Annotated in this window: 17 protein-coding genes; 7 read left to right on the forward strand and 10 right to left on the reverse strand. The window is 70.5% G+C overall.

The window, feature by feature from the left end:
* Positions 1 to 381 precede the first annotated feature (381 nt).
* A complete protein-coding gene (locus ACFQUZ_RS12225; protein ID WP_377441331.1) occupies positions 382 to 2,097 on the forward strand; it encodes a hypothetical protein in 1,716 nt (571 codons plus the stop codon).
* A 64-nt stretch (positions 2,098 to 2,161) separates the two neighbouring features.
* Here the strand turns inward: ACFQUZ_RS12225 and rplI are convergent, their stop codons facing one another.
* From rplI to rpsF, 4 genes are all read right to left on the reverse strand, one after another.
* Entirely contained in the window at positions 2,162 to 2,611 is a 450-nt protein-coding gene (gene rplI / locus ACFQUZ_RS12230) for a 50S ribosomal protein L9 (protein ID WP_377441333.1), read from the reverse strand.
* 14 nt (positions 2,612 to 2,625) lie between these two features.
* A complete protein-coding gene (rpsR, locus tag ACFQUZ_RS12235) occupies positions 2,626 to 2,865 on the reverse strand; it encodes a 30S ribosomal protein S18 (RefSeq protein WP_007073789.1) in 240 nt (79 codons plus the stop codon).
* Positions 2,866 to 2,908: 43 nt separating this feature from the next.
* Complete coding sequence (locus ACFQUZ_RS12240; RefSeq protein WP_377441335.1) at positions 2,909 to 3,442, reverse strand: single-stranded DNA-binding protein; 534 nt, start codon at positions 3,440 to 3,442, stop codon at positions 2,909 to 2,911.
* Between the two features lie 78 nt (positions 3,443 to 3,520).
* On the reverse strand, positions 3,521 to 3,811 hold the full coding sequence (rpsF, locus tag ACFQUZ_RS12245; RefSeq protein WP_377441337.1) for a 30S ribosomal protein S6: 291 nt from the start codon (positions 3,809 to 3,811) through the stop codon (positions 3,521 to 3,523).
* Between the two features lie 624 nt (positions 3,812 to 4,435).
* On the opposite strand from rpsF, the gene ACFQUZ_RS12250 reads away from it, so the two are divergent.
* Positions 4,436 to 5,212, forward strand: a complete 777-nt coding sequence (locus ACFQUZ_RS12250; protein ID WP_377441339.1) for a deoxyribonuclease IV — start codon at positions 4,436 to 4,438, stop codon at positions 5,210 to 5,212.
* A gap of 9 nt (positions 5,213 to 5,221) precedes the next feature.
* A complete protein-coding gene (locus ACFQUZ_RS12255; protein ID WP_377441341.1) occupies positions 5,222 to 7,231 on the forward strand; it encodes a hypothetical protein in 2,010 nt (669 codons plus the stop codon).
* A gap of 7 nt (positions 7,232 to 7,238) precedes the next feature.
* Here the strand turns inward: ACFQUZ_RS12255 and ACFQUZ_RS12260 are convergent, their stop codons facing one another.
* Entirely contained in the window at positions 7,239 to 8,786 is a 1,548-nt protein-coding gene (locus ACFQUZ_RS12260) for a glycosyltransferase family 87 protein (protein ID WP_377441343.1), read from the reverse strand.
* Between the two features lie 111 nt (positions 8,787 to 8,897).
* Complete coding sequence (locus tag ACFQUZ_RS12265) at positions 8,898 to 11,567, reverse strand: transglycosylase domain-containing protein (RefSeq protein WP_377441345.1); 2,670 nt, start codon at positions 11,565 to 11,567, stop codon at positions 8,898 to 8,900.
* A 127-nt stretch (positions 11,568 to 11,694) separates the two neighbouring features.
* Here ACFQUZ_RS12265 and ACFQUZ_RS12270 point away from each other — a divergent pair, with 127 nt between their 5' ends.
* Positions 11,695 to 11,817 (forward strand): hypothetical protein, encoded by a 123-nt coding sequence (locus ACFQUZ_RS12270; protein ID WP_377441347.1) that lies wholly within the window; start codon positions 11,695 to 11,697, stop codon positions 11,815 to 11,817.
* 136 nt (positions 11,818 to 11,953) lie between these two features.
* On the opposite strand, the gene ACFQUZ_RS12275 is transcribed toward ACFQUZ_RS12270, so the two are convergent.
* Positions 11,954 to 12,409, reverse strand: a complete 456-nt coding sequence (locus tag ACFQUZ_RS12275) for a DUF5318 domain-containing protein (protein ID WP_377441349.1) — start codon at positions 12,407 to 12,409, stop codon at positions 11,954 to 11,956.
* 185 nt (positions 12,410 to 12,594) lie between these two features.
* Here ACFQUZ_RS12275 and ACFQUZ_RS12280 point away from each other — a divergent pair, with 185 nt between their 5' ends.
* Positions 12,595 to 13,326: a PadR family transcriptional regulator gene (locus tag ACFQUZ_RS12280; RefSeq protein WP_377441351.1), complete on the forward strand. Its 732-nt coding sequence runs from the start codon at positions 12,595 to 12,597 to the stop codon at positions 13,324 to 13,326.
* Positions 13,327 to 13,349: 23 nt separating this feature from the next.
* Positions 13,350 to 14,429 (forward strand): inositol-3-phosphate synthase, encoded by a 1,080-nt coding sequence (locus tag ACFQUZ_RS12285; protein WP_377441602.1) that lies wholly within the window; start codon positions 13,350 to 13,352, stop codon positions 14,427 to 14,429.
* Between the two features lie 190 nt (positions 14,430 to 14,619).
* On the opposite strand, the gene ACFQUZ_RS12290 is transcribed toward ACFQUZ_RS12285, so the two are convergent.
* The 3 genes from ACFQUZ_RS12290 to ACFQUZ_RS12300 all read right to left on the reverse strand — a co-directional run bounded on the left by ACFQUZ_RS12290 (position 14,620) and on the right by ACFQUZ_RS12300 (position 17,670).
* Positions 14,620 to 15,579 (reverse strand): hypothetical protein, encoded by a 960-nt coding sequence (locus tag ACFQUZ_RS12290; protein WP_377441353.1) that lies wholly within the window; start codon positions 15,577 to 15,579, stop codon positions 14,620 to 14,622.
* 92 nt (positions 15,580 to 15,671) lie between these two features.
* Positions 15,672 to 16,151: a methylated-DNA--[protein]-cysteine S-methyltransferase gene (locus tag ACFQUZ_RS12295; protein WP_377441355.1), complete on the reverse strand. Its 480-nt coding sequence runs from the start codon at positions 16,149 to 16,151 to the stop codon at positions 15,672 to 15,674.
* 67 nt (positions 16,152 to 16,218) lie between these two features.
* A complete protein-coding gene (locus ACFQUZ_RS12300) occupies positions 16,219 to 17,670 on the reverse strand; it encodes a CCA tRNA nucleotidyltransferase (protein ID WP_377441357.1) in 1,452 nt (483 codons plus the stop codon).
* A 117-nt stretch (positions 17,671 to 17,787) separates the two neighbouring features.
* Between ACFQUZ_RS12300 and murJ the strand changes: the two genes are divergently transcribed.
* Positions 17,788 to 19,551, forward strand: coding sequence for a murein biosynthesis integral membrane protein MurJ (murJ, locus tag ACFQUZ_RS12305; RefSeq protein WP_377441359.1), 1,764 nt, complete (start codon positions 17,788 to 17,790; stop codon positions 19,549 to 19,551).
* Position 19,552: the final 1 nt, after the last annotated feature.

Raw genomic sequence — 19,552 nt, forward strand, 5'->3', positions numbered from 1 at the left:
CCGGTGCATCGGCACTGCCCCAAGGATCACCCTGGGGTCTGACAATCCGCAGTGACCGCGACTTCCGTGCGGCGGGGGACTCCGCGGCGGGTCGGGCCCGGATCAACACGATACGGAACCGCACGTCAACGGCCCAAACGAGCCGGTGGACGAGCCTCGGGACAACCTGTGGACAGCAAGCCTCCGCCTGTGTGTACGCCTGTGCACAGGATGTGGAAAACAGTTGGGGACGGTCCACAAAAGCCCTGCTGACGTGGGCGGATACGGTCCCCAGCATGTGGAGGGTGGAAACTCGACATGACCTCGACCGCACCTCTGCCGTACGATCGACCGCGAACGTATGCCCGCTGACTCCATCTCCCGGGAAGGGATTCGCCGGCCGTGGACTACCGGGACTGGGGAAGCGCGGACCGCACCCGGCGTAGCGGGTACTCCGGCGCCCTCCCGGACGAGGGTCCCGGTGATGTCGACGAGGCGGGTTATCCCGCTCCCCGCAGCCGCGCCGCGCGCCGCCGGTTGGGCGCGGACTCCGCCCAGCGATACGTGCCCGATTGGGCACGGGAGGACCCGCCGGTCAGTACCGGTGGAGGGCGTCACCGGTACGCGGAGGAAGAGGAGCCGGCGTCGCGGTCCGCCGGCCGGCGGGCCCGGTGGGAGTCGACCGAGACGACCGCCAGTTGGCAACGGGCGACCGAGACGGATGGCTGGTCGGCGGACCCGCCGGCGCTGGCCCGCGAACCCGAATCCAGCGAGTGGGCGAGCCTGTCGGCACGATCGAGCTACCGGCAGCCGGAGCGGGGCGAATGGGCAGCTCTCTCGGCCCGACCGGCGGACGTGCCGAGACCCAACCCGGAGCCGGTCTCCGGCGGTTGGTCGCTGGGAGCTCACCAGGACGAGCGTCCGGCCCGGCACGCGGCCGGCGGCCGGCGACGCGCTCGCGAGGACGACGACGGCGGTGCCGTGCATCGGAGGGTGGCAACGGGCTACGGCGAGGCGGATCCGCAGCCGGTGACCGACGTCGGCCCGTCGGGGTCGACCCACGGACGGCGGCGGAACCGCGCGGCCGAGGCTGACAACTGGGAGAACAGACCGGCCGTCGATCCCTGGGAGCAGGTCCCCCCGTCCGATCCGTGGGCCCGACCGGACGACACCTCCGTCGGTGCCTGGCGGTGGGACGGCGGAAGCGACTCCACGACCGAGACCGGTCAGTGGGGACGGCTCAGCGACGAGACCCGGGAGTGGACCAGGGAGCCGGAGACCGAGGAGCCGACCGAGGGCAACCGACGGTACGGCCGACGCGAGACATTCTGGTCGGGCACCAGGCTGGCGGGTGACGACCCACGGTGGATGGACACCCCGGCCGCGGCACCACGATCACCCGTCGTGGAATATTCGGAGTCGAGCCCCTGGTCCGCACCCGGCACCGCGCGTCGTGCCGACCGGCGCGGCACGACGACCGGCGCCGGACGGCGGACCGGCGGTGCCGAGCGGCGGGGTGCACCGCGACGGAGCGGGTCGACGGAGGCGGACCGGCGTGGCGGTTCCGAGCGGCGGACCGCGGCCAGGTCCTCGACGCGGCGGAGCGACCCCGGGAGCGCGACACGGCGGGCCGACACCGGGACCGCCGTGCGGCGAGCCCCGGTCGCCGCCCCCCGCCGTCCCGGGACCGTGCCGGACCGGCGACGGTCGTCGACCGTCGTGGACCGGGCGGCCATCCGCCGGTTGGAACGGGACCTCGTCGAGCGGGAGCGCGGCGGGCTGCCGGCCGCGCTGTTCTCAACCGTCGCCTGGTACGTCGCTCCACTGCTCGTGCTGTTCGGCTGGCTGCTGACGGTGGATGGCCGCGCGCCGACCGGCTGCGTCACGGACGTCAGCGGCGGCGGATGCGAATCCCCCCGGGCAGAGGCGTTGGCGTCGGTGCTCGGCGGGACGCCACAGTTCGGGGCGGCCCTGCTCGCCAGCCTGCTGATCGCGATAGTCCTGCGTCGGGCGGGGGGCAACTGGCGAGCCGCCACGGTGGGCCTGGTCGCCGCCGTCGTGGGTGGCGGCCTGTCCACCGTCCTGTTCAGTGCCATGAGCGACGGTCCGGTGGGCTGACCTCGATCCCGGGAAACGCGTCAGGGGTGCCGCGCCGATGGCGCGACACCCCTGTGGCCGGTGGTTACTTCCCCGGCACCACGTTGAGGTCGAACCGGGCGGTCACTTCCGGGTGCAGGCGGACCCGCACCGGATAGGAACCGAGCGCCTTGATGTGGCTGGGCATGTCCAGCCGACGCCGGTCGAGGGCTGGTCCGCCGGCCGCCTTGACGGCGGTCACGACCTCGGCCGGGGTGACCGAACCGAAGAGACGCCCGCCGTCGCCGGCCCGGGCCGCCAGGTTGACCTTGAGGCCCTCGAGCTGACCCTTCAGCTCGTTGGCGTGGTCCAGATTGCGCACCTCACGGGCGTTGCGGGCCCGCTTGATGACCGAGACCTGCTTCTCGGCGCCCTTGGTCCAGGCGATCGCGAAGCCCTGCGGGAGCAGGTAGTTCCGGCCGTAGCCGTCCTTGACCTCCACGATGTCGCCGGGACCGCCGAGGCCGGAGACCTCCTGAGTGAGGATGATCTTCATTGCGATGGCCTCCCTCAGCGCGCCGTGGCCGTGTAGGGCAGGAGCGCCATCTCGCGGGCGTTCTTGACCGCGCGGGCGATCTGCCGCTGCTGCTGGGACGTCACCCCGGTCACCCGCCGAGCGCGGATCTTGCCTCGGTCGGAGATGAACTTGCGCAGCAGCGCGGTGTCCTTGTAGTCGATGTAGGTGATCCCGTCCTTGTCGAGCGGGTTCACCTTCTTCTTCGGCTTGCGCAGTGCCGCAGCCTTTGCCATTGCTCTTGCTCCTGTGTGCGATCTCGGTGCCGGGACGGCACCGTCAGAACGGGGGCTCGTCGTCGAAGTTGCCGCCCGAGGAGGACGAGGAGGACGGCGTGGCCGTGGCCCAGGGGTCGTCGAAGTTTCCACCGCGACCCTGGCCACCGCCACCGCCACCGGAGGCCCCGAAGCCGCCGCCACCGCCACCGGAGCGGGACATCTTCTGCACCTTCGCTGTGGCGTACCGCAGCGACGGGCCGATCTCGTCGACCTCCAGCTCGATGACCGTGCGCTTCTCGCCCTCACGGGTCTCGTAGGACCGCTGACGCAGCCGGCCCGACACGATCACCCGGGCGCCACGCTGCAGCGACTCGGCCACATGCTCCGCCGCCTGCCGCCACACGGTGCAGGAGAGGAAGAGCGGCTCGCCGTCCTTCCACTCACCGGAGGCCTTGTCCATGAACCGGGGCGTCGAGGCGACGCGGAACTTGGCGACCGCGGCGCCGGAGGGGGTGAACCGCAACTCGGGGTCATCGGTCAGATTGCCGATGACCGTGATGGTGGTGTCTCCTGCCATGACCATCTCCTCGCGCACACATCAGTCTCTGTGCGAACAGGCTGCCAGAGCCGTGCGACAGAGCCGATGAGGCTGATCGGGCGAGCCGGGATGCGCTCAGCGCATCTCCGGCCGGATGACCTTGGTACGCAGCACCGACTCATTGAGTCGCAGCTGGCGGTCCAGCTCAGCCACCGCCGCAGGCGTGGCCTGCAGATCGATGACGGCGTAGATACCCTCGGCCTTCTTGTTGATCTCGTACGCGAGGCGCCGGCGGCCCCACACGTCGAGCTTCTCCACCGAGCCGCCCGCGGTCCGGATCACGTTCAGGTACGTGTCGAGCGACGGGGCGACGGTGCGCTCCTCGAGACTGGGGTCGAGGATCACCATGACTTCGTAATGACGCAAGACGTGCTCACCTCCTGTGGGCTATGCGGCCACGGTCCTTCCGTGGCAGGAGGTCGTGCGTCGTCGCCGGCACCCACGATCCTCGCGGCTCCGGACAACCTGACCAGGATAGCCGGCCGCCGTCCGCCGGGCATCCGCAGGTGGGGCACGCGACATCCACGGCGGGAAGACCGGACACCCGGTGGCACGACGGCCACGCGTTCTGCCGTACGCGGCCTGCCGTACGCGGCCACTTCGGGCAACAGAACGGGCCTCCCCTCGCCGCACGGCGATGGAGAGGCCCGGATCGGCAGTCCGCCGTGGCGGTGCTGCCGAGCCGCGGGGCGCCCCCGTCCGCATTCCTTGGGTGGGACCTGGGGAGGAACGACCACACCGATGAGGTTGGACGGCTGGCGCCCCGCGGAGCCTGTGGAGTTCTGTAACGCCAAGATAGCACGATTTGCACTTTGAGAGGCAATCGCCCGAATTATTCGACCGAATCCGGGCTGGCCCCGCCCTCGCCTTCCATCCGCTCAACGAGCTGGATCGGACCGGAGTGACGGTGGACGGCGGATCGCCGCCGCCTCGCGGATCGCCGGCCCACCCGCCCCCGTCGCGTCGGCCCCGCGACGTAGGCTCGCCCCCATGCGTATCGGAGCCCATGTCGATCGGACCGACCCGCTCGCCGCCGCCGCCGACCGCGCGGCGGAGACGGTCCAGTTCTTCCTCGCCGATCCGCAGGGCTGGAAGGCACCCCAGCCACGGGCGGACGCGGCAGCGCTGCGGGACGCCGACGTCGAGGTGTTCGTCCACGCGCCGTACGTCCTCAACGTCGCCACCCTGAACAATCGGATCCGCATCCCGAGCCGCAAGCTGCTGCTGGCCCACGCCACGGCCGCGGCGGACGTCGGCGCCCGCGGGCTGATCGTGCACGGCGGGCACGTCAATGCCGGCGACGACCTCGCCGCCGGCATCGACAACTGGCGCAAGACCTTCGCGTACGCCGCGGAGCAGGGCGGCTTCCCGACACCCGTTCTGATCGAGAACACGGCCGGCGGGGAGAACGCCTGCGCCCGACGGTTCGACAACCTCGCCCGTCTGTGGGACGCCATCGGGGAGTACGACGTCGGGTTCTGCCTGGACACCTGTCATGCGCACGCCGGCGGCGAGGAACTGCTCGGGATCGTGGACCGGATCAAGGCGATCACCGGACGGATCGACCTGATCCATGCCAACGACTCCAAGGACGCCTTCGGGTCGGGCCGGGACCGGCACGACAATCTCGGTCAGGGCAACATCGATCCGGATCTCGTGGTGGCCGCCGTCCGGGCCGCCGACGCGCCGGTCGTGGTCGAGACGCCGGGCGGCGCCGAGGGGCAGCGCGCCGACATCGCCCTGCTGCGCGAACGTGCTGGCCGGTAGGGGCGGACGATGAGCGGCAACCAGCCCGCCGAGGAGGCGACCGAGACCATCGCCCGGACGACCCCGGACGACGGCCGAGCCCCCGACGACGGCGACCCGGCTGGCGAAGCCCCGAAGGCGGGCGGGTCCGCCGGCGCCGACGTGACAACCACGCCCGACTCGGCCGGAACAGTCGAGCGGGCCGGCAGCGCGACGAAGACCGCCGAAGGTGACGCGTCCGGTGCCGGAGAGGACGGCGAGTCGGACGGTAGGTGGGCCGCGTTCTCGCCGGCCGGTGAGACCGTCGCCGGTCGCGCTCGGCGGGTCGGCCAGCGGGTCGGCCGGATCCTCGCCCACGAGTGGACGTTGGCCGCGCTCGGCAGCGCCCTGGTCGCGGTCCTGATGACCTGGCCCACCCTGCGGTACCCGCGGTACACAATCCCGCAGGACACCTGGGATCCCACCCTCCAGGCGTGGCAGATGGCCTGGTCCGGGCACATCCTGCGAACCGACCCCGCCCAGTTGTGGCACTCCAACACGTTTTTCCCCGAACCGTGGAGCTTCGCCTTCTCCGACACGCTGCTCGGCTACGCGCCGCTCGGCATGCTCGGCACCGGCCCGGAGGCGGCCCTGCTGCGCTACAACATCCTCTTCGTGCTGGCCCATGCCCTGGCCACCTTCGGCGCGTACGCGCTGGCCCGGCAGCTCGGGGCCGGCCGGATCGGGGCCGCCGTGGCGGGCGCCAGCTACACGTACGCCCCGTGGCTACTGGCCCAGGCCGGGCACCTGCACGTCATCTCGAACGGTGGCATCCCGCTGGCGCTGGCCATGCTGGCCAGGGGGCACGGGTGGTCGTTACGCCACGGCTACCGTCCGGAGCGCCGCAACGCCGGTTGGGCACTCGCCGGCTGGCTGGTGGCGAGTTGGCAACTCAGCCTCGGTTTCGGCATCGGCCTGCCGTTCGCGTACCTGCTGGGCCTGATCGTGCTGGTGGCCGGCGCGACGTATCTGGTCAAGCGGATCTTCCTGTGGCCAGAACGTCGCCCGTTCGGTGTCCGGTTGCTGCTGGCCGACCTCGGCGGCGGCGCGATCTTCGCGGCGGTCGGAGCGCTGCTGGCGATCCCGTTCTTCAAGGTCGCCGAGCTGCATCCGTACGCGAAACGATCGCTCGGCGAGGTGGCCGCCTTCTCGCCGCCCGCGGACGGCTTCCTCATCGCCCCCGCCGAGTCCCGGATCTGGGGCGAGTTGCACGAACCGGCGCGGGCCGGTCTGCCGTGGCATCCCGAGATGACCCTGATCCCCGGGTACGTGCTGTACGGGTTGGCGGTCGCCGGTCTGCTCTTCTCCGTCTGGACGCTGCGGCAACGCCTCCTGCTGCTCGGCGGGACCGTGCTCACCCTGCTACTCGCGATGGGCACCGAGTTCCTCGGCGGCCGGTACACCTACCTCCCGCTCTTCGACCACCTGCCGGGCTGGGACGGCATCCGTACGCCGGGGCGGCTGACCCTGTGGACCACGCTGCTGCTCGGTCTCCTCGCGGCCGGCGCGGTGACCGCCTTCGCGGCGCGGGTCCGGGAGTTGGCCGCGCACCGGGTGCCACCGTGGCCGGGACCGTGGCTACGGCTCGCCACCCTGCTGCCGCTGGTGCTGGTGCTTGTCGAAGGGCTGAACGTAACCCCGCACCCGATCGTCCCGCCGCAGCCGGCGGCGTTCCGCACACTGGACGGCCCGCTGCTGGTGCTACCCAGCGATCAGGGCACCGACCAGCACGTCATGCTGTGGTCCACCAGCCGCTTCCCGGAGGTGGTCAACGGCGGTAGCGGCTTCACACCGCGCAGCCAGCAGGTGACCCGGCAGGTCACCGCCACCTTCCCGGACCGGGCCAGCGTGGACTACCTCCGCGGCATCGGTGTGCACACCGTGGTCCTGCTTCGCGACCAGGTCGCCGGCACCCCGTGGCAGGCCACGATCGACCTGCCGGTCGACGATCTTGGCATCCAGCGCGAGGACGTCGGCTCCGTGGTGGTCTACCGCTTCTGACGGACGGTCAGGGCGTCGCCGGAGACGGCGCGTCGGGGGCGGTGCGCCGGCCCTCGCCGGCGTTGGTGGCGCCCGGGAGACGGAACTTCGCCGCCCACGGTGCGTCCGCCGCGCCGTCCAGGACGCCACCGTCCGGGTCGTCGGCGTACGTCTGACGCACCGGATCCTGCTCGGGATGCAGGATGTCGTGCACCACAAGCGCGCAGAGCACCCCGACGGTGATCAGCCGCAGTCCGGCGGCCAGCACGAAGACGCCCTCCGGAAAGACCGGGGTGTTGGTGGCGGCGCCCAGCAGTTCCCCGTAGAAGGCGACGAAGTAGCACACCTCGGCGGCCTGCCAGGCGAGGAAGGCTCCCCACCGGGGGCGGGCCAGCACGGCGAGAGGCAGCAGCCAGAGCACGAACTGCTGCGACCAGACCTTGCTGAAGATCAGGAAGGCGGCGACCACGAGGAAGGCGAGCTGGCCCAGTCGCGGCCGGCGCGGGGCCCGCATCGCCAGGCCGGCGATCGCCAGGCAGGCCACCGCGAACAGCGCGTACGAGAGGTTGTTCAACGCCGGGATGTGACCACTGAGCCATTGGAACGGCCCCTGGTCACCGGCCTGGCCGGAGGCCCACAGTCCGTCGAGGTACCGGCCGATGTACCAGAGGGTGCCCCAGTCGACGGCGCGGGTGCTGTTCAGCTCGAAGAAGCGCAGCCAGCCCTCCCGGTAGGGCAGGGCCACCGGCAGGTTTACCGCTATGACGGTGACCACCGCCACGGCGATCGCGGTAAGCGCCGCCCGCATCCGAGCCGCCCGCACGGCGAGCACCAGGATCGGACCGAGGAGGAACAGCGGCCAGAGTTTCGCGGCCCCGGCCAGCCCCAGCAGGAGGCCGGCCAGCGCGGGTCTGCCGCGTGCCCAGGCGTACAGGCCGAGTGCGCCGAGTCCGATGGCCAGCAGGTCCCAGTTGACCGTCGCCGTGAGCAGCAGGGCGGGGGACAGCGCGAACATCGCGGCGTCCCACGGGCGGCGTCGGCGCAGGGCGAGGATGACCGCGACGGTGGCCACCGCCAGTGCGCCGAGCACCAGTGCGTTCAGGTTGTAGAACCACTGGCCCTGGTTGATGTCCGGCCGGTCCGCCCCGAGGGCGTGCACCGGCAGCCCGATGGCGCCCATGAAGTAGCCGGTCACCACCGGATACTCGACCGGATGGTCGCGGTACGGCACCGCCCCCTCGTTCAGCCGCTCCGCGTAGTAGAGCGCGAGGACGTCGGTGTAGCAGAACCGGGTGTACTGCTCGTTGGCCTGCCACGCTCCGTCCTGGCAGGGTGACTTCTGCACCCAGTGCAGGGCCAGGACGAGACAGGTCAGGGCCAGGACGATCCGGGCCGGTATCCAGAACCGGCTGGCGCTCGGCCGACCGCTCGCTCCGACCGCGTGCGCGCCGAGCGGGCCGCCGATCGACTCTGACAGCCCGCGGACGAAGCCGTCCGAACGGGAAGGATGGTCGACGCGGTCCGGGTTGTTGAGACGATCCGGATGGTCTGTGTCGGCCGTCGGCTGCGGGCTCATGAACAGGCATCCTGCCGTATCGGGGGGCAGGTTGTCCGCATCAGGGTGTTTCGTGTCGGCTGCGCGGCGCCCGCCGGCCGGTGCACGTGTCACCGGCCGGCGGTCGGCACGTTATTCCCGGCGCGTCGCGGTGGGCGTGGGCAGCAGCCCGCCTCCGCCGCCTCCGCCGCCGTCGTCGCCACCGTCACGGGGTGTGATGTTGGGGAACGGGTTGTTGTTTCCGTTGCCATTGCCCTCACCCGGCGGCGGGCAGGCCGGGTTGAACGGGTTGGGACAAACCGCTGGGTTCTGTGGCTGCTCCGGTGCCGGCGGTTCCGGAGACTTGCCGTCGCCGAGGTTCGGGTCGCCCAGTCCGGCCTTGTCCGGGAAGGAAAGCTCCTTCTCGCCCTTGAGCGCGCCCTCCATGTACCGCTCCCAGATGTCACCGGGCAGGTCGGAGCCGTACATGTTCTTGCCGCTCTTGGTGAGCAACGCCTCGGTCTTCGGACCGACGTTGCCGACCCAGACGGCGGTCGCCAGTTGCGGCGTGTAGCCCACCATCCAGGCGTGCGCGTTCTTGTCGTCCTTCTCGTTCAGTTCCCAGGTGCCGGTCTTGGAGGCGGCCGGCCGGTTGCCCGCCAGCGTGTGGTTGACCTTCGCGGGGTACTTCTTCAGCACCGCCGTCACGTCGTCGGTCACCTCGGGGCGGATCCGCTTCTGCGGCTTGAGCTGCTCCCCGCCGATCTTGTTCCACTCGCCGGTTTCCTGGTTCTGCCGCCAGACCCCGACCACGAAGTGCGCCTTGTTGTACGTGCCCCGGTTCGCGATGGTGGCGATCCCGTTGGCGTGGTCGAGGACGGTGACCGGATACTGCCCAAAGGCGACGTTGTAGAAGAACGGGCAATTGTTGGCCTGGCACTCCTCACTGCCCGACTTCGTCGGCGCCAGCTTCTTGCCCTCCGTCTTGGCCAGGTCGTACGGCTTCGGGGGGTTGTCGGCGCTGGACCACATGGTGGAGACGCCGGCGGCGCGCGCCATGTCGATCACCTTGTCCGCCCCGATATCCTCCGCGATCTTGTAGAACGGCACGTTGTACGAACTCAACGTCGACTCTTCGAGAGTGCAGTACTTGCCGCACTTGGTCTGGTTGTTCTCCCGCACGTTGCGGACCGTGAACGGTACGTTCTTCGGCTTGTAGGTGCTCGAGTCCCAACGGGAGTCGAGCGAGATGCCGGCCTCCAACGCGGCAGCCAGGGTGTAGACCTTGAATGTCGAGCCGGGTTGGTGCCCACCGTAGAGGTTGCCGGCGGTGTCCACATTCGTGCCGGCGTAGTCCGTGCCGGCGCCGCTGTCACCGCCGTAGTAGGCCACCACCCGGCCGTTCTTCGGGTCGACGGAGACGACCGCCGCCATGACGTTCTCCCGCTCGTCGGCCACCTCGGAACCCTTGGCCTTCCGGCGGGCGGTTGCCTCCGCGGCCTTCTGCATCTTGGGGTTGATACTCGTCTGGATCCGCAACCCGCCGTACCGCAACTCGTCGGAGCAGGTCGGCTTGCCGGATCCGTCGCCTTCCTTCAGCGTGCAGATGCCCATCGCCGCCAGCTCGTCGTCGATGTAGTTGACCACGTTGCCCCGCGGCGTGTTGACGCCGACAAGCGAGTTGCCGTTCTTGGGCGGCAGCACCTTGGGGTATTCGGTGGGTCGGTCCTGCGGCGCCAGCTTGCCCATCTCGACCATGCCGTCCAGGACGTAGGTCCAGCGGTCCTTCGCGGCCTGCGGGTTGTTGGCCGGGTCGTAGCCCTTGTGCCCGGAACTCGGCTCGGGCTGCTTGATCACCGCGGCCAGCACCGCGCCCTCGGCGACGGTCAGCTTGTTCGCCGGCTTTCCGAAGTACGCCTTCGAGGCCGCCTCGATGCCGTGCGCGCCCCGACCGAAGAAGATCGTGTTCAGGTAGTGCTGCATGATCGTCGGCTTCGGGTACTTGTCGTTCAACTTGGAGGCGAGGATCGCCTCCTTCACCTTCCGGGCGTACGTGTCGTCCTTCAGGTTCGCGATCGCGTTACGGGCGTACTGCTGGGTGATTGTCGACGCGCCCTGCTTCGTGCCGCCGGTGAAGTTGTTCCACGCGGCCCGGGCGATGCCCGCGTAGTCGACGCCGGAGTGCTGGTAGAACTTGCGGTCCTCGGCCGAGACGACCGCGTCCTGGACGTACTGCGGCACCTGGTTGATGGTGACGAACTCGCGGTTCTCCTCGCCCAGCTTGGCGATCACCTCCTTGTTGTCGGAGGCGTAGATCGTGGTGGACAGCCGCAACGCGATGTCCTCGGGCAGCACCACCTTTGTGGAGTAGTAGGTGCCACCCACCACGCCGATGCCGGACAGCATGATGAAGACGGCGAACGCCGCGATGATCAGGTTCAGCCGCTTCCGCTTCTTGTCCCCCCGGGCCGCGTCGCCGTTGCCGCCGCGGCCACCGCCGGGCCGACCTGGTCCGCTCCCGCCCGGTCCGCCGGGACCCGGGCCGCCGGGGCCGTAGCCGGCCGGCGAGACCGGGCGCACCGACGCCCGGCCAACCGTCGCCCGGCCGGCCGAACCTGAGTTCACCGAGGCCGAGCCGACCGAGGCCCGGCCCGGCGTGGCCCGACCGGTCGATCCGCCGCTGTTGAGGTAGCCGGCCGTTCCGCCGCCGCCGTAGCCGCCCGATCCGTCGCCGTAGCCGCCGGATCCGCCGCTACCGCCGGAGACGGGCACGGACGCCCGGCCGGCCCGTGCCTGGCCGCTGGCCGCACCGCCCGGGCTCACCGAGGCACGGCCCGCCGAAGCGGCGCCGCGGGTCGGTCCGCTGACGGACGCCCGTCCGGCGCCGGCACTCGCGGACCCGTAGCCCTCTCCCGGCGCGGAACGCCGGTACGCGTCATCGCGTGGCCCGGTGCTCCCGTTCGGCCCGAAGGAGGCCGACCCGCGCGCGGAACTGGGATCGCCGTACGAGTTCATTCGTCACACCCTGCCGGTCGCGGTGCTGGACGCGTCGCCCACCACCGGGTTGCCGTGACTTGGGCCACGTCGCACCGCGCGCCTCCGCGCGGCGGGGATCCTGGCCAGATCTTCGATATTCTGCTGAGTTGTCCGGATATCGAGGTAGTGCCGCTGGGTCGAAACCGTCTCGGGCCGGACCAGGGAACCGTCGATCACCGTCGCGCCTCGCGTCGTCGTATCTCCATACCGCCGCCGCCCGCGCTCGCGACCCGGTCGTCCTCGGACTCCGCACCGGCGGCGGCCAACCCGTCCCGCCCGAGCAGGTACTGCTCGACGAGATGGTTCCAGTCACAGCTGCGGCACACCTCCACCACGAAGACCTGGAACTCACGCACAGTCATTGCCAGCACGGGAAGCTCGGCGAGCGTGCGCGCCTGACCCGCGGACTGCTTGAGTTCGTCGCCGTAAATGTAGTGGACGTGGGTGAGGTTCTCACGGCGGCAGATCGGGCAGAGCCGGTCCGTCGGCTCGCCGTGGAAGTGGGCGGCGTTCTTCAGGTACGGCGAGGCGTCGCACACCTCGTACGTGCCGACCTGCCCGGAGAGCACACCACGCAGGACCGCCCGCTTCTGGAGCGAGTAGTCCACCACCTGGCGCTGCGTACGCATGCGGGCAAGGGTACGCGGTCGCGCCGGGGTAGGCGACCATCGTGACGCTGCGTAGGAGCCACCGTTGCGGACCGGGATTTGCCCCCCGGCCGCGCCCCGGCTACCGTGCGATATATCGGCCCGATACATCGGCCGGATTTCCGAACCGGTTTGTGGGTATCCGGACGGTGGAGAGGAGGAGACCGGTGCTGGAGTTCGCCATCCTCGGACTTCTCCACGAATCCCCGATGCACGGCTACGAGCTGCGCAAGGAACTCGTAGCCAAGCTGGGCGCCATCCGGGCGGCGATCAGCTACGGATCGCTGTACCCCACGCTGCGCCGTCTCCAGGCGGCGAACCTGATCACGGAGGCGACCGGCACCCCGGCCAACCCCGAGGAGGTCCCCGTTCTCACCAGTCGGCGGGGGCGGGTGGTCTACACGATCACCGCCGAGGGCAAGGAGCGCTTCGCCGAGCTGATCGGCCAGGCGGGTCCGGAAACCTATGACGACACCGGGTTCGGCGTGCACTTCGCGTTCTTCGCCCGTACCGACCAGGCGACCCGCCTACGGATCCTGGAGGGTCGACGCCGCAAGATCGAGGAACGTCGGGAGGGACTGCGGGACGTGTTGTCCCGAGCCGCGTCCCGACTGGACGCGTACACGCTGGAACTCCAGCGGCACGGCCTCGACGCCTGCGAGCGCGAGGTGCGCTGGTTGGAGGAGTTGATCGCCAACGAGCGCTCCGGTCGGTCCCCCGAGGGCCGGCTCTCGGAGGCCAGCCGGCCCCCGGAGGCCAGCCGGCCGGCCACGGACTCACCTCCGGCCGACCCGGTGCCACCACCGGCCGGCACGGACTCACCACCGGCCGGCACACATTCACCAGATGACAGCCCGACTCCGCCTGGACGGTCCAGGAATGAGCAGGAGCGGCCGTGAAAACCAACAAGGAGGCAAACCCGATGGGCTCCGTCCGCGTCGCCATCGTCGGTGTCGGGAACTGCGCCTCGTCCCTGGTTCAGGGCGTGGAGTACTACCGCGAAGCCGACCCGAACGACCGCGTCCCGGGTCTGATGCACGTCAGGTTCGGCGACTACCACGTCTCCGACGTCCAGTTCGTCGCCGCCTTCGACGTCGACGCCAAGAAGGTCGGGATGGATCTCGCCGAGGCCATCGTGGGCAGCGAGAACAACACGATCAAGCTTTGCGACGTGCCGCCGACCGGCGTGACCGTGCAGCGCGGTCCGACCCTGGACGGCCTCGGGCAGTACTACACCGAGATGATCGAGGAGTCCGGTGCCGAGCCGGTGGACGTGGCACAGGCGCTGCGCGACGCCCGGGTCGACGTCGTCGTCTCCTACCTCCCGGTGGGTTCGGAGGAGGCCGACAAGTTCTACGCGCAGGCGGCGATCAACGCCGGTTGTGCCTTCGTGAACGCCCTGCCGGTGTTCATCGCCTCCGACCCGGTCTGGGCGCAGAAGTTCACCGACGCCGGCCTGCCGATCGTGGGTGACGACATCAAGAGCCAGGTTGGCGCGACGATCGTGCACCGCGCCCTGGCCAAGCTGTTCGAGGACCGGGGCGTCGAACTGCTCCGGACGTACCAGCTGAACTTCGGCGGCAACATGGACTTCATGAACATGCTGGAGCGCAAGCGGCTGGTCTCCAAGAAGATCTCCAAGACCCAGTCGGTGACCTCCCAGATCCCCCACGAGGTCGCCAAGGGCGACGTCCACATCGGCCCGTCCGACCACGTGCCGTGGCTCGACGACCGCAAGTGGGCGTACATCCGGCTGGAGGGTCGCTCGTTCGGCGACGTGCCGCTGAACGCCGAGCTGAAGCTGGAGGTCTGGGACTCGCCCAACTCGGCCGGCGTCATCATCGACGCCGTCCGCGCCGCCAAGATCGCCCTGGACCGCGGGATCGGTGGTCCGATCCTCTCCGCGTCGTCGTACTTCATGAAGTCGCCGCCGGAGCAGTACGCCGACCACGACGCCCACCAGGCCGTCGAGGACTTCATCGCCGGCCGCGTCGAGCGCTGACGGCGCCGTCGACCGACCGCGAGACGAGGCAAAGCGGCGGTGGGGCCGGATCCGAGTGGATCCGGCCCCACCGCTTTCGTCGTCCCGGCCAGGTGCGCGGCGCGCGGTCAAGCATGTCGACGAGCCGGTCATACGTCCGGTTCCTACCGGCCGAGGACCGGACCGGTTGCCCGGCCCGCTCCGGCGGCGGTCACTTGCGCCAGCTGGGCTTACCCTTCTTGGCCAGCACCGCACGATCCGACTGGGCCTTCGCGCCGCGGGCGGCGCCAGCGCCCATGATCAGCGGTTCCACCTCCCCGACGCCGACGACGGCCGCGGTGATGTCGAGGATGACGTGGGCCGTCGTGCCCGAGAAGATGGAGACGGCGTCGCTGTAATTGTCGTCGTATCCGACGCCCACGGCGTACGCGTTCGAGAGGACGGCGCCGGCCGAGAAGTTGATGCTGGAGGCCACCGGCCGCGACCCGCCGTACGGGTACAGCGTAAGGAAGCTCCCGGCCACCGGCGAGACGACGGTGAGGTTCCCGAACACCGCGTCCGCGTAGAACAGGAAGTCCGACAGGTCGACGTGGATCGTCCGGCCGCCGATCACCCGGCCGCTGCTGTCCAGGTTGCCCGCGGCGTTGATGATGCGGGCGCGCGAGGCCGCGCTCCGAGTGTCGATCACGCGCTGCGGCTGGATCGGCACGATCCGGTTGGCGTTGCCCGACGTGTGGACGTAGTCGGTCAGGGAGCTGCCGTCGTACTCGAAGGTCGCGACGCGGAGGTTGTAGCCCTCATCCATGCCGATCGAGCCGAGCGGCGCGTCCCCGGCCAGGTCGATGCCGCTCGGCGCCATACGCAGCGCCGGCGACGCGAAATCGCCCTGAAGCCGGGTGTTCGCCAGTTGCAGGGTCGCCCCGGTGCCGCTGCTGGTGATGCCCGTGGTGGTGGCGCCCGCGGTCACGGTCTGGCCCTGGACCACCGGTTCACCGGGCGCCGCCTGGGCCGGTCCCGCCGCGGCGGCCGAGACCACCCCGGCGCCGGCCACACCGGCCGCGACGGTGCCCGCCCGGCGGAGCAACCGCCGGCGGCCGATGGCCTGGCTGTCCTGCTGTTCAGACATACGAGATCCCCCCGTGAGAGATAGGTGAACGAGAAAGTCGAGCAAGATCCTGCAGCATCGGGACGGCCGGGACAATGGCCGATCGGCGCACATTTTCGCCCGCGGAGGCCGCCTCCGGTGGCGCCCCTGACGCGGTCTCAGGTCCAGGCGCGCTCGAACGCGACCCGCGCCTCCAGCTCCAGCAGTCGGCGTTTGCGGTCCAACCCACCGCCGAAACCGACGAGCTTGCCGCCGGCACCGACGATGCGATGGCAGGGGACGATCACCGGAATCGGGTTGCGGTTGCACGCCACCCCGACGGCGCGCGCCGCGCCGGGGTCACCGAGGATCGCGGCCACCTCGCCGTACGTCCTGGTGGCGCCGTACGGGATCCGGGTCAACTCCCGCCACACGGCGCGCTCGAACACGGAACCGCGAGGCACCGACAGCGGCAGCGTGAAGGCGGTCGACTCCCCTGCGAAGTACGCGCGCAACTCGGCGACCGCGACGCGCAGCCGGGGATCGGCCGGCTCGTCGGCCACATTCGCTACCGGGCCGAAGGCCGTCCCGCAGACGCCGTCATCGTCGACGCCGACGGAGAACTCACCGATCGGCGAGTCGAGCACGGTCCACCACATGGCCCAAGCTTGGCACGGGCGCCCGACAGTCTGACCCCGACGGCACCGGTCCCGGTGAAGCGGTTCGTCAGCCGGTGATGCCCTGGTCGCTGGCCCAGCGGCGCAGTTCGGCCTCCGCCTCGGCGCGGCTGAGTGGTCCGCGTTCCAATCGCTGATCCTTGAGATGTTTCCAGGCCCGCCCCACGATCGGGCCGGGCGGCACCCCGAGCAGCTCCATGATGGCGTTGCCGTCCAGGTCCGGCCGCACCCGGGCAAGGTCCTCCTCGGCCTGGATCCGCCCGATCCGCTCTTCCAGGGCGTCGTAGTCCTCGGCCAGTTGGCGGGCCTTGCGCCGGTTGCGGGTGGTGCAGTCCGACCTGGTGAGCTTGTGCAGCCGGGGCAACAGGTCACCGGCGTCGGTGACGTACCGCCGGACCGCGGAGTCCGTCCACTCGCCCCGGCCGTACCCGTAGAACCGCAGATGCAGCGCGACCAGGTTGACCACCTGGGTCGTGACGTCCTTGGGGAAGCGGAGCGCCTTCATCCGCTGCTTGGTCAGCCGCGCCCCGACCACCTCGTGGTGGTGGAAGCTGACCCGGCCGTCGGGGGCGACCGCCTTGGTCGCGGGCTTGCCGACGTCGTGCATCAACGCGGCCAGACGCAGGACGAGGTCGGGTCCGCTTTCCTCCAACCGCACGGCGTTGCTCACCACGGTGAGGGTGTGTTCGTAGACGTCCTTGTGCTGGGCGTGCTCGTCGATCTCCAGCTTCAGTCCGGACAGCTCGGGCAGGAACCGGTCGGCGAGTCCGGTGTCGACAAGCAGCCGCAGCCCGGTGATCGGGTCCACGCCGCACAGCAACTTGCTGAACTCGTCCCGGATCCGCTCGGGGGTGATCCGGTCCAGGTCGGTCGCCATCGCCGCCATCGCGGCGCGGACCTCCGGCGCGACGGCGAAGCGCAGTTGGGCCGCGAACCGGGCGGCCCGCAGCATCCGCAGCGGATCGTCGCCGAACGACTCCTGCGGGGTGCCGGGGGTACGGATCACCTGGGCGGTCAGGTCGGCGAGGCCGCCGTACGGGTCGGTGAACCGGTGCTCGGGCAGGCTGACCGCCATCGCGTTGATTGTGAAATCGCGCCGCTCCAGATCGTCGATCAGGTTGGTGCCGTAGCGGACGGTCGGGTTGCGGGTGACCCGGTCGTACGACTCCGCCCGGAACGTGGTGATCTCCAGACGCAGGCCGCCGCGCTGCGCCCCGATGGTGCCGAACTCCCGACCGGTCTCCCAGATCGCCTCCGCCCAGCCCTTGAGGACCCGCAGCGTCTCGTCGGGATGCGCGTCGGTGCAGAAGTCGAGGTCTTCGCCGAGCCGGCCGAGCAGCGCGTCGCGTACCGAGCCGCCGACCAGGTGCAGTTCGTGACCGGCGGCGGCGAACCGGCGGCCCAGTTCGTCGGCGACGGGGGAGACACGCAGCAGCTCTGCGACGGCGTTGCGTTGCGCGGCGGTGAGCTGGGCCGCGCCCGGTGCGGAGGTTTCGGACATGGGATCACCAGCCTATCGGTCCGGCGGTCCGCCCGGGACACCGGGCAACGGGGTTGGTTAGGGTCTGGAGGCAGCCGACGGGCGGGTCCCGGCCGTCGTATCCCCTGGGAGGATCACATGGGCGGCCGGGTGTACCGGAGCGCGAACGCCGCGGGTGACGGCGGCGGGCCCCGCCCGGTCGACAGTGACGCCCGCGACCCTGACGGCGCGTTCATCGCCGCCGAACCGCTCAACCAGCCGGCGGTGGAGGCCAACGCGCCGCCGACCGAGCAGGTCGCCGAGGCCAGTGCCGCTGCGAACAGCGCGGTGATGGCGGTCGGCAGCCTGATCAGCAGGGGTACGGGGTTCGTCCGGACCATGATGATCGGCGCGGCCCTCGGTGGGGAGCTGATCGGCAACGCCTACACGACCGCGCAGTTCCTGCCGAACCAGGTCTACGAGTTCCTGCTCGGTGGTGTGCTCACCAGCGTGCTGGTGCCGGTGCTGGTGCGTCGGCGCAAGGCCGACCCGGATCGCGGGGAGGCGTACGCCCAACGGCTGCTCACCCTGGCGGTCATCGCGCTCGCCGCGGCCGTCGCGGTCGCCCTCCTGCTCGCCTCGGGGTTGACCGCGCTGTACGCCAGCGGGCAGTCGGCGGACTACCGGGGCCTGGTCACCGGCCTGTCGTACCTGATGCTGCCGATGCTGTTCTTCACCGGGATCAGCGCCCTGGTCAGTGCGATCCTCAACACCCGGGGGCACTTCGCCGCCCCGATGTGGGCTCCGATCCTGAACAACCTCGTGGTGATCGCCGTCTGCGCGGTCTACATCGCGGTCTTCGGCGCGGAGATCATCCAGCCGGACCAGATGACGGTCGGACGGGTACTGCTTATCGGTGGCGGGACCCTGCTCGGCGTGGCGGTGCAGGCCGCGGGCCTGATGCCGGCGCTGCGCAAGGTCGGCTTCCGGTGGCGTCTGCGGTTCGACTTCGGCGCGCTCGGCCTGCGCGAGTTGGGCCGGCTCGGCGCCTGGATGATCTGCTACGTCGGGGTCAGCCAGATCGCCGTCTTCGCGGTGGTCAACCTACTGACCCGCGCGGGCGGCGAGGACTCGGCCGGCATTCTGATCTACAACAACGTGTTCCTGCTGCTGATGATGGCGCACGGCATCATCGCCGTGTCGATCATCACGGCGCTGCTGCCCCGGATGAGCGCGGCCGCGGCCGACGGCCGGTACGCCGACCTCACCGCCGACCTGTCCCGCGGCACCCGGATGGTCACCGCGGTGCTCGCGCCGATCGCGGTCTGTTACGCGGTGTTGGCCGTGCCGATCTCCGTGGTGGTTTTCCGGTACGGCGCTTTCACCGGCGAGAACGCCGCCGCCACCGCCACCGTGCTGGGAGCGGCGGCGGCGGGCCTGGTGCCGTTCGCGCTCAGCCAGTTGTTCACCTTCGCCTACTACGCGCTGCCGGACACCCGTACCCCCGCATTGATCAACATTCCGGTGGTGGCCCTGCGGGTGCTCCTCTACATCGGCTTCTACCTCGTTTTCTCGGCCACCTTCGCGGCGGCCGGCATGATGATCGGCAACGCCGTCTCCTATGTCGCCGCGGCGGTCGTCTCGGCCTGGCTGCTCCGTCCCCGGGTGGGCCGGATCGGGCTCGGCGGGATCCTGCGGACCATGGGCAAGGTGCTGGTCGCCGCGGCGGGTTCCGCCCTGGTCGGCGTACTCGTGGTCAATCTGCTGCCGGGCGGCGACACGCCGAGTTGGATCGAGGCCGCCGCCGGGCTGGTCGTCGGTGGCGCCGCGATCGGCGGCACCTACCTCGGCCTGGCGATGCTGCTGCGGATCCGGGAGATCACCGAGGTGGTGGGCATGGTTCGGCGCCGGCTCGGCCGCTGAT

Source organism: Plantactinospora sp. GCM10030261 (assembly GCF_042666615.1).
In the GTDB taxonomy this organism is placed as follows: domain Bacteria; phylum Actinomycetota; class Actinomycetes; order Mycobacteriales; family Micromonosporaceae; genus KBS50.

Coding starts and splice junctions, on each gene's coding strand:
- rplI (WP_377441333.1), bottom strand. CDS start 2,611: ATGAAGATCATCCTCACTCAGGAGGTCTCCGGCCTCGGCGGTCCCGGC.
- rpsR (WP_007073789.1), bottom strand. CDS start 2,865: ATGGCAAAGGCTGCGGCACTGCGCAAGCCGAAGAAGAAGGTGAACCCG.
- ACFQUZ_RS12250 (WP_377441339.1), top strand. CDS start 4,436: ATGCGTATCGGAGCCCATGTCGATCGGACCGACCCGCTCGCCGCCGCC.
- ACFQUZ_RS12255 (WP_377441341.1), top strand. CDS start 5,222: ATGAGCGGCAACCAGCCCGCCGAGGAGGCGACCGAGACCATCGCCCGG.
- ACFQUZ_RS12260 (WP_377441343.1), bottom strand. CDS start 8,786: ATGAGCCCGCAGCCGACGGCCGACACAGACCATCCGGATCGTCTCAAC.
- ACFQUZ_RS12275 (WP_377441349.1), bottom strand. CDS start 12,409: ATGCGTACGCAGCGCCAGGTGGTGGACTACTCGCTCCAGAAGCGGGCG.
- ACFQUZ_RS12285 (WP_377441602.1), top strand. CDS start 13,350: ATGGGCTCCGTCCGCGTCGCCATCGTCGGTGTCGGGAACTGCGCCTCG.
- ACFQUZ_RS12295 (WP_377441355.1), bottom strand. CDS start 16,151: ATGTGGTGGACCGTGCTCGACTCGCCGATCGGTGAGTTCTCCGTCGGC.
- ACFQUZ_RS12300 (WP_377441357.1), bottom strand. CDS start 17,670: ATGTCCGAAACCTCCGCACCGGGCGCGGCCCAGCTCACCGCCGCGCAA.
- murJ (WP_377441359.1), top strand. CDS start 17,788: ATGGGCGGCCGGGTGTACCGGAGCGCGAACGCCGCGGGTGACGGCGGC.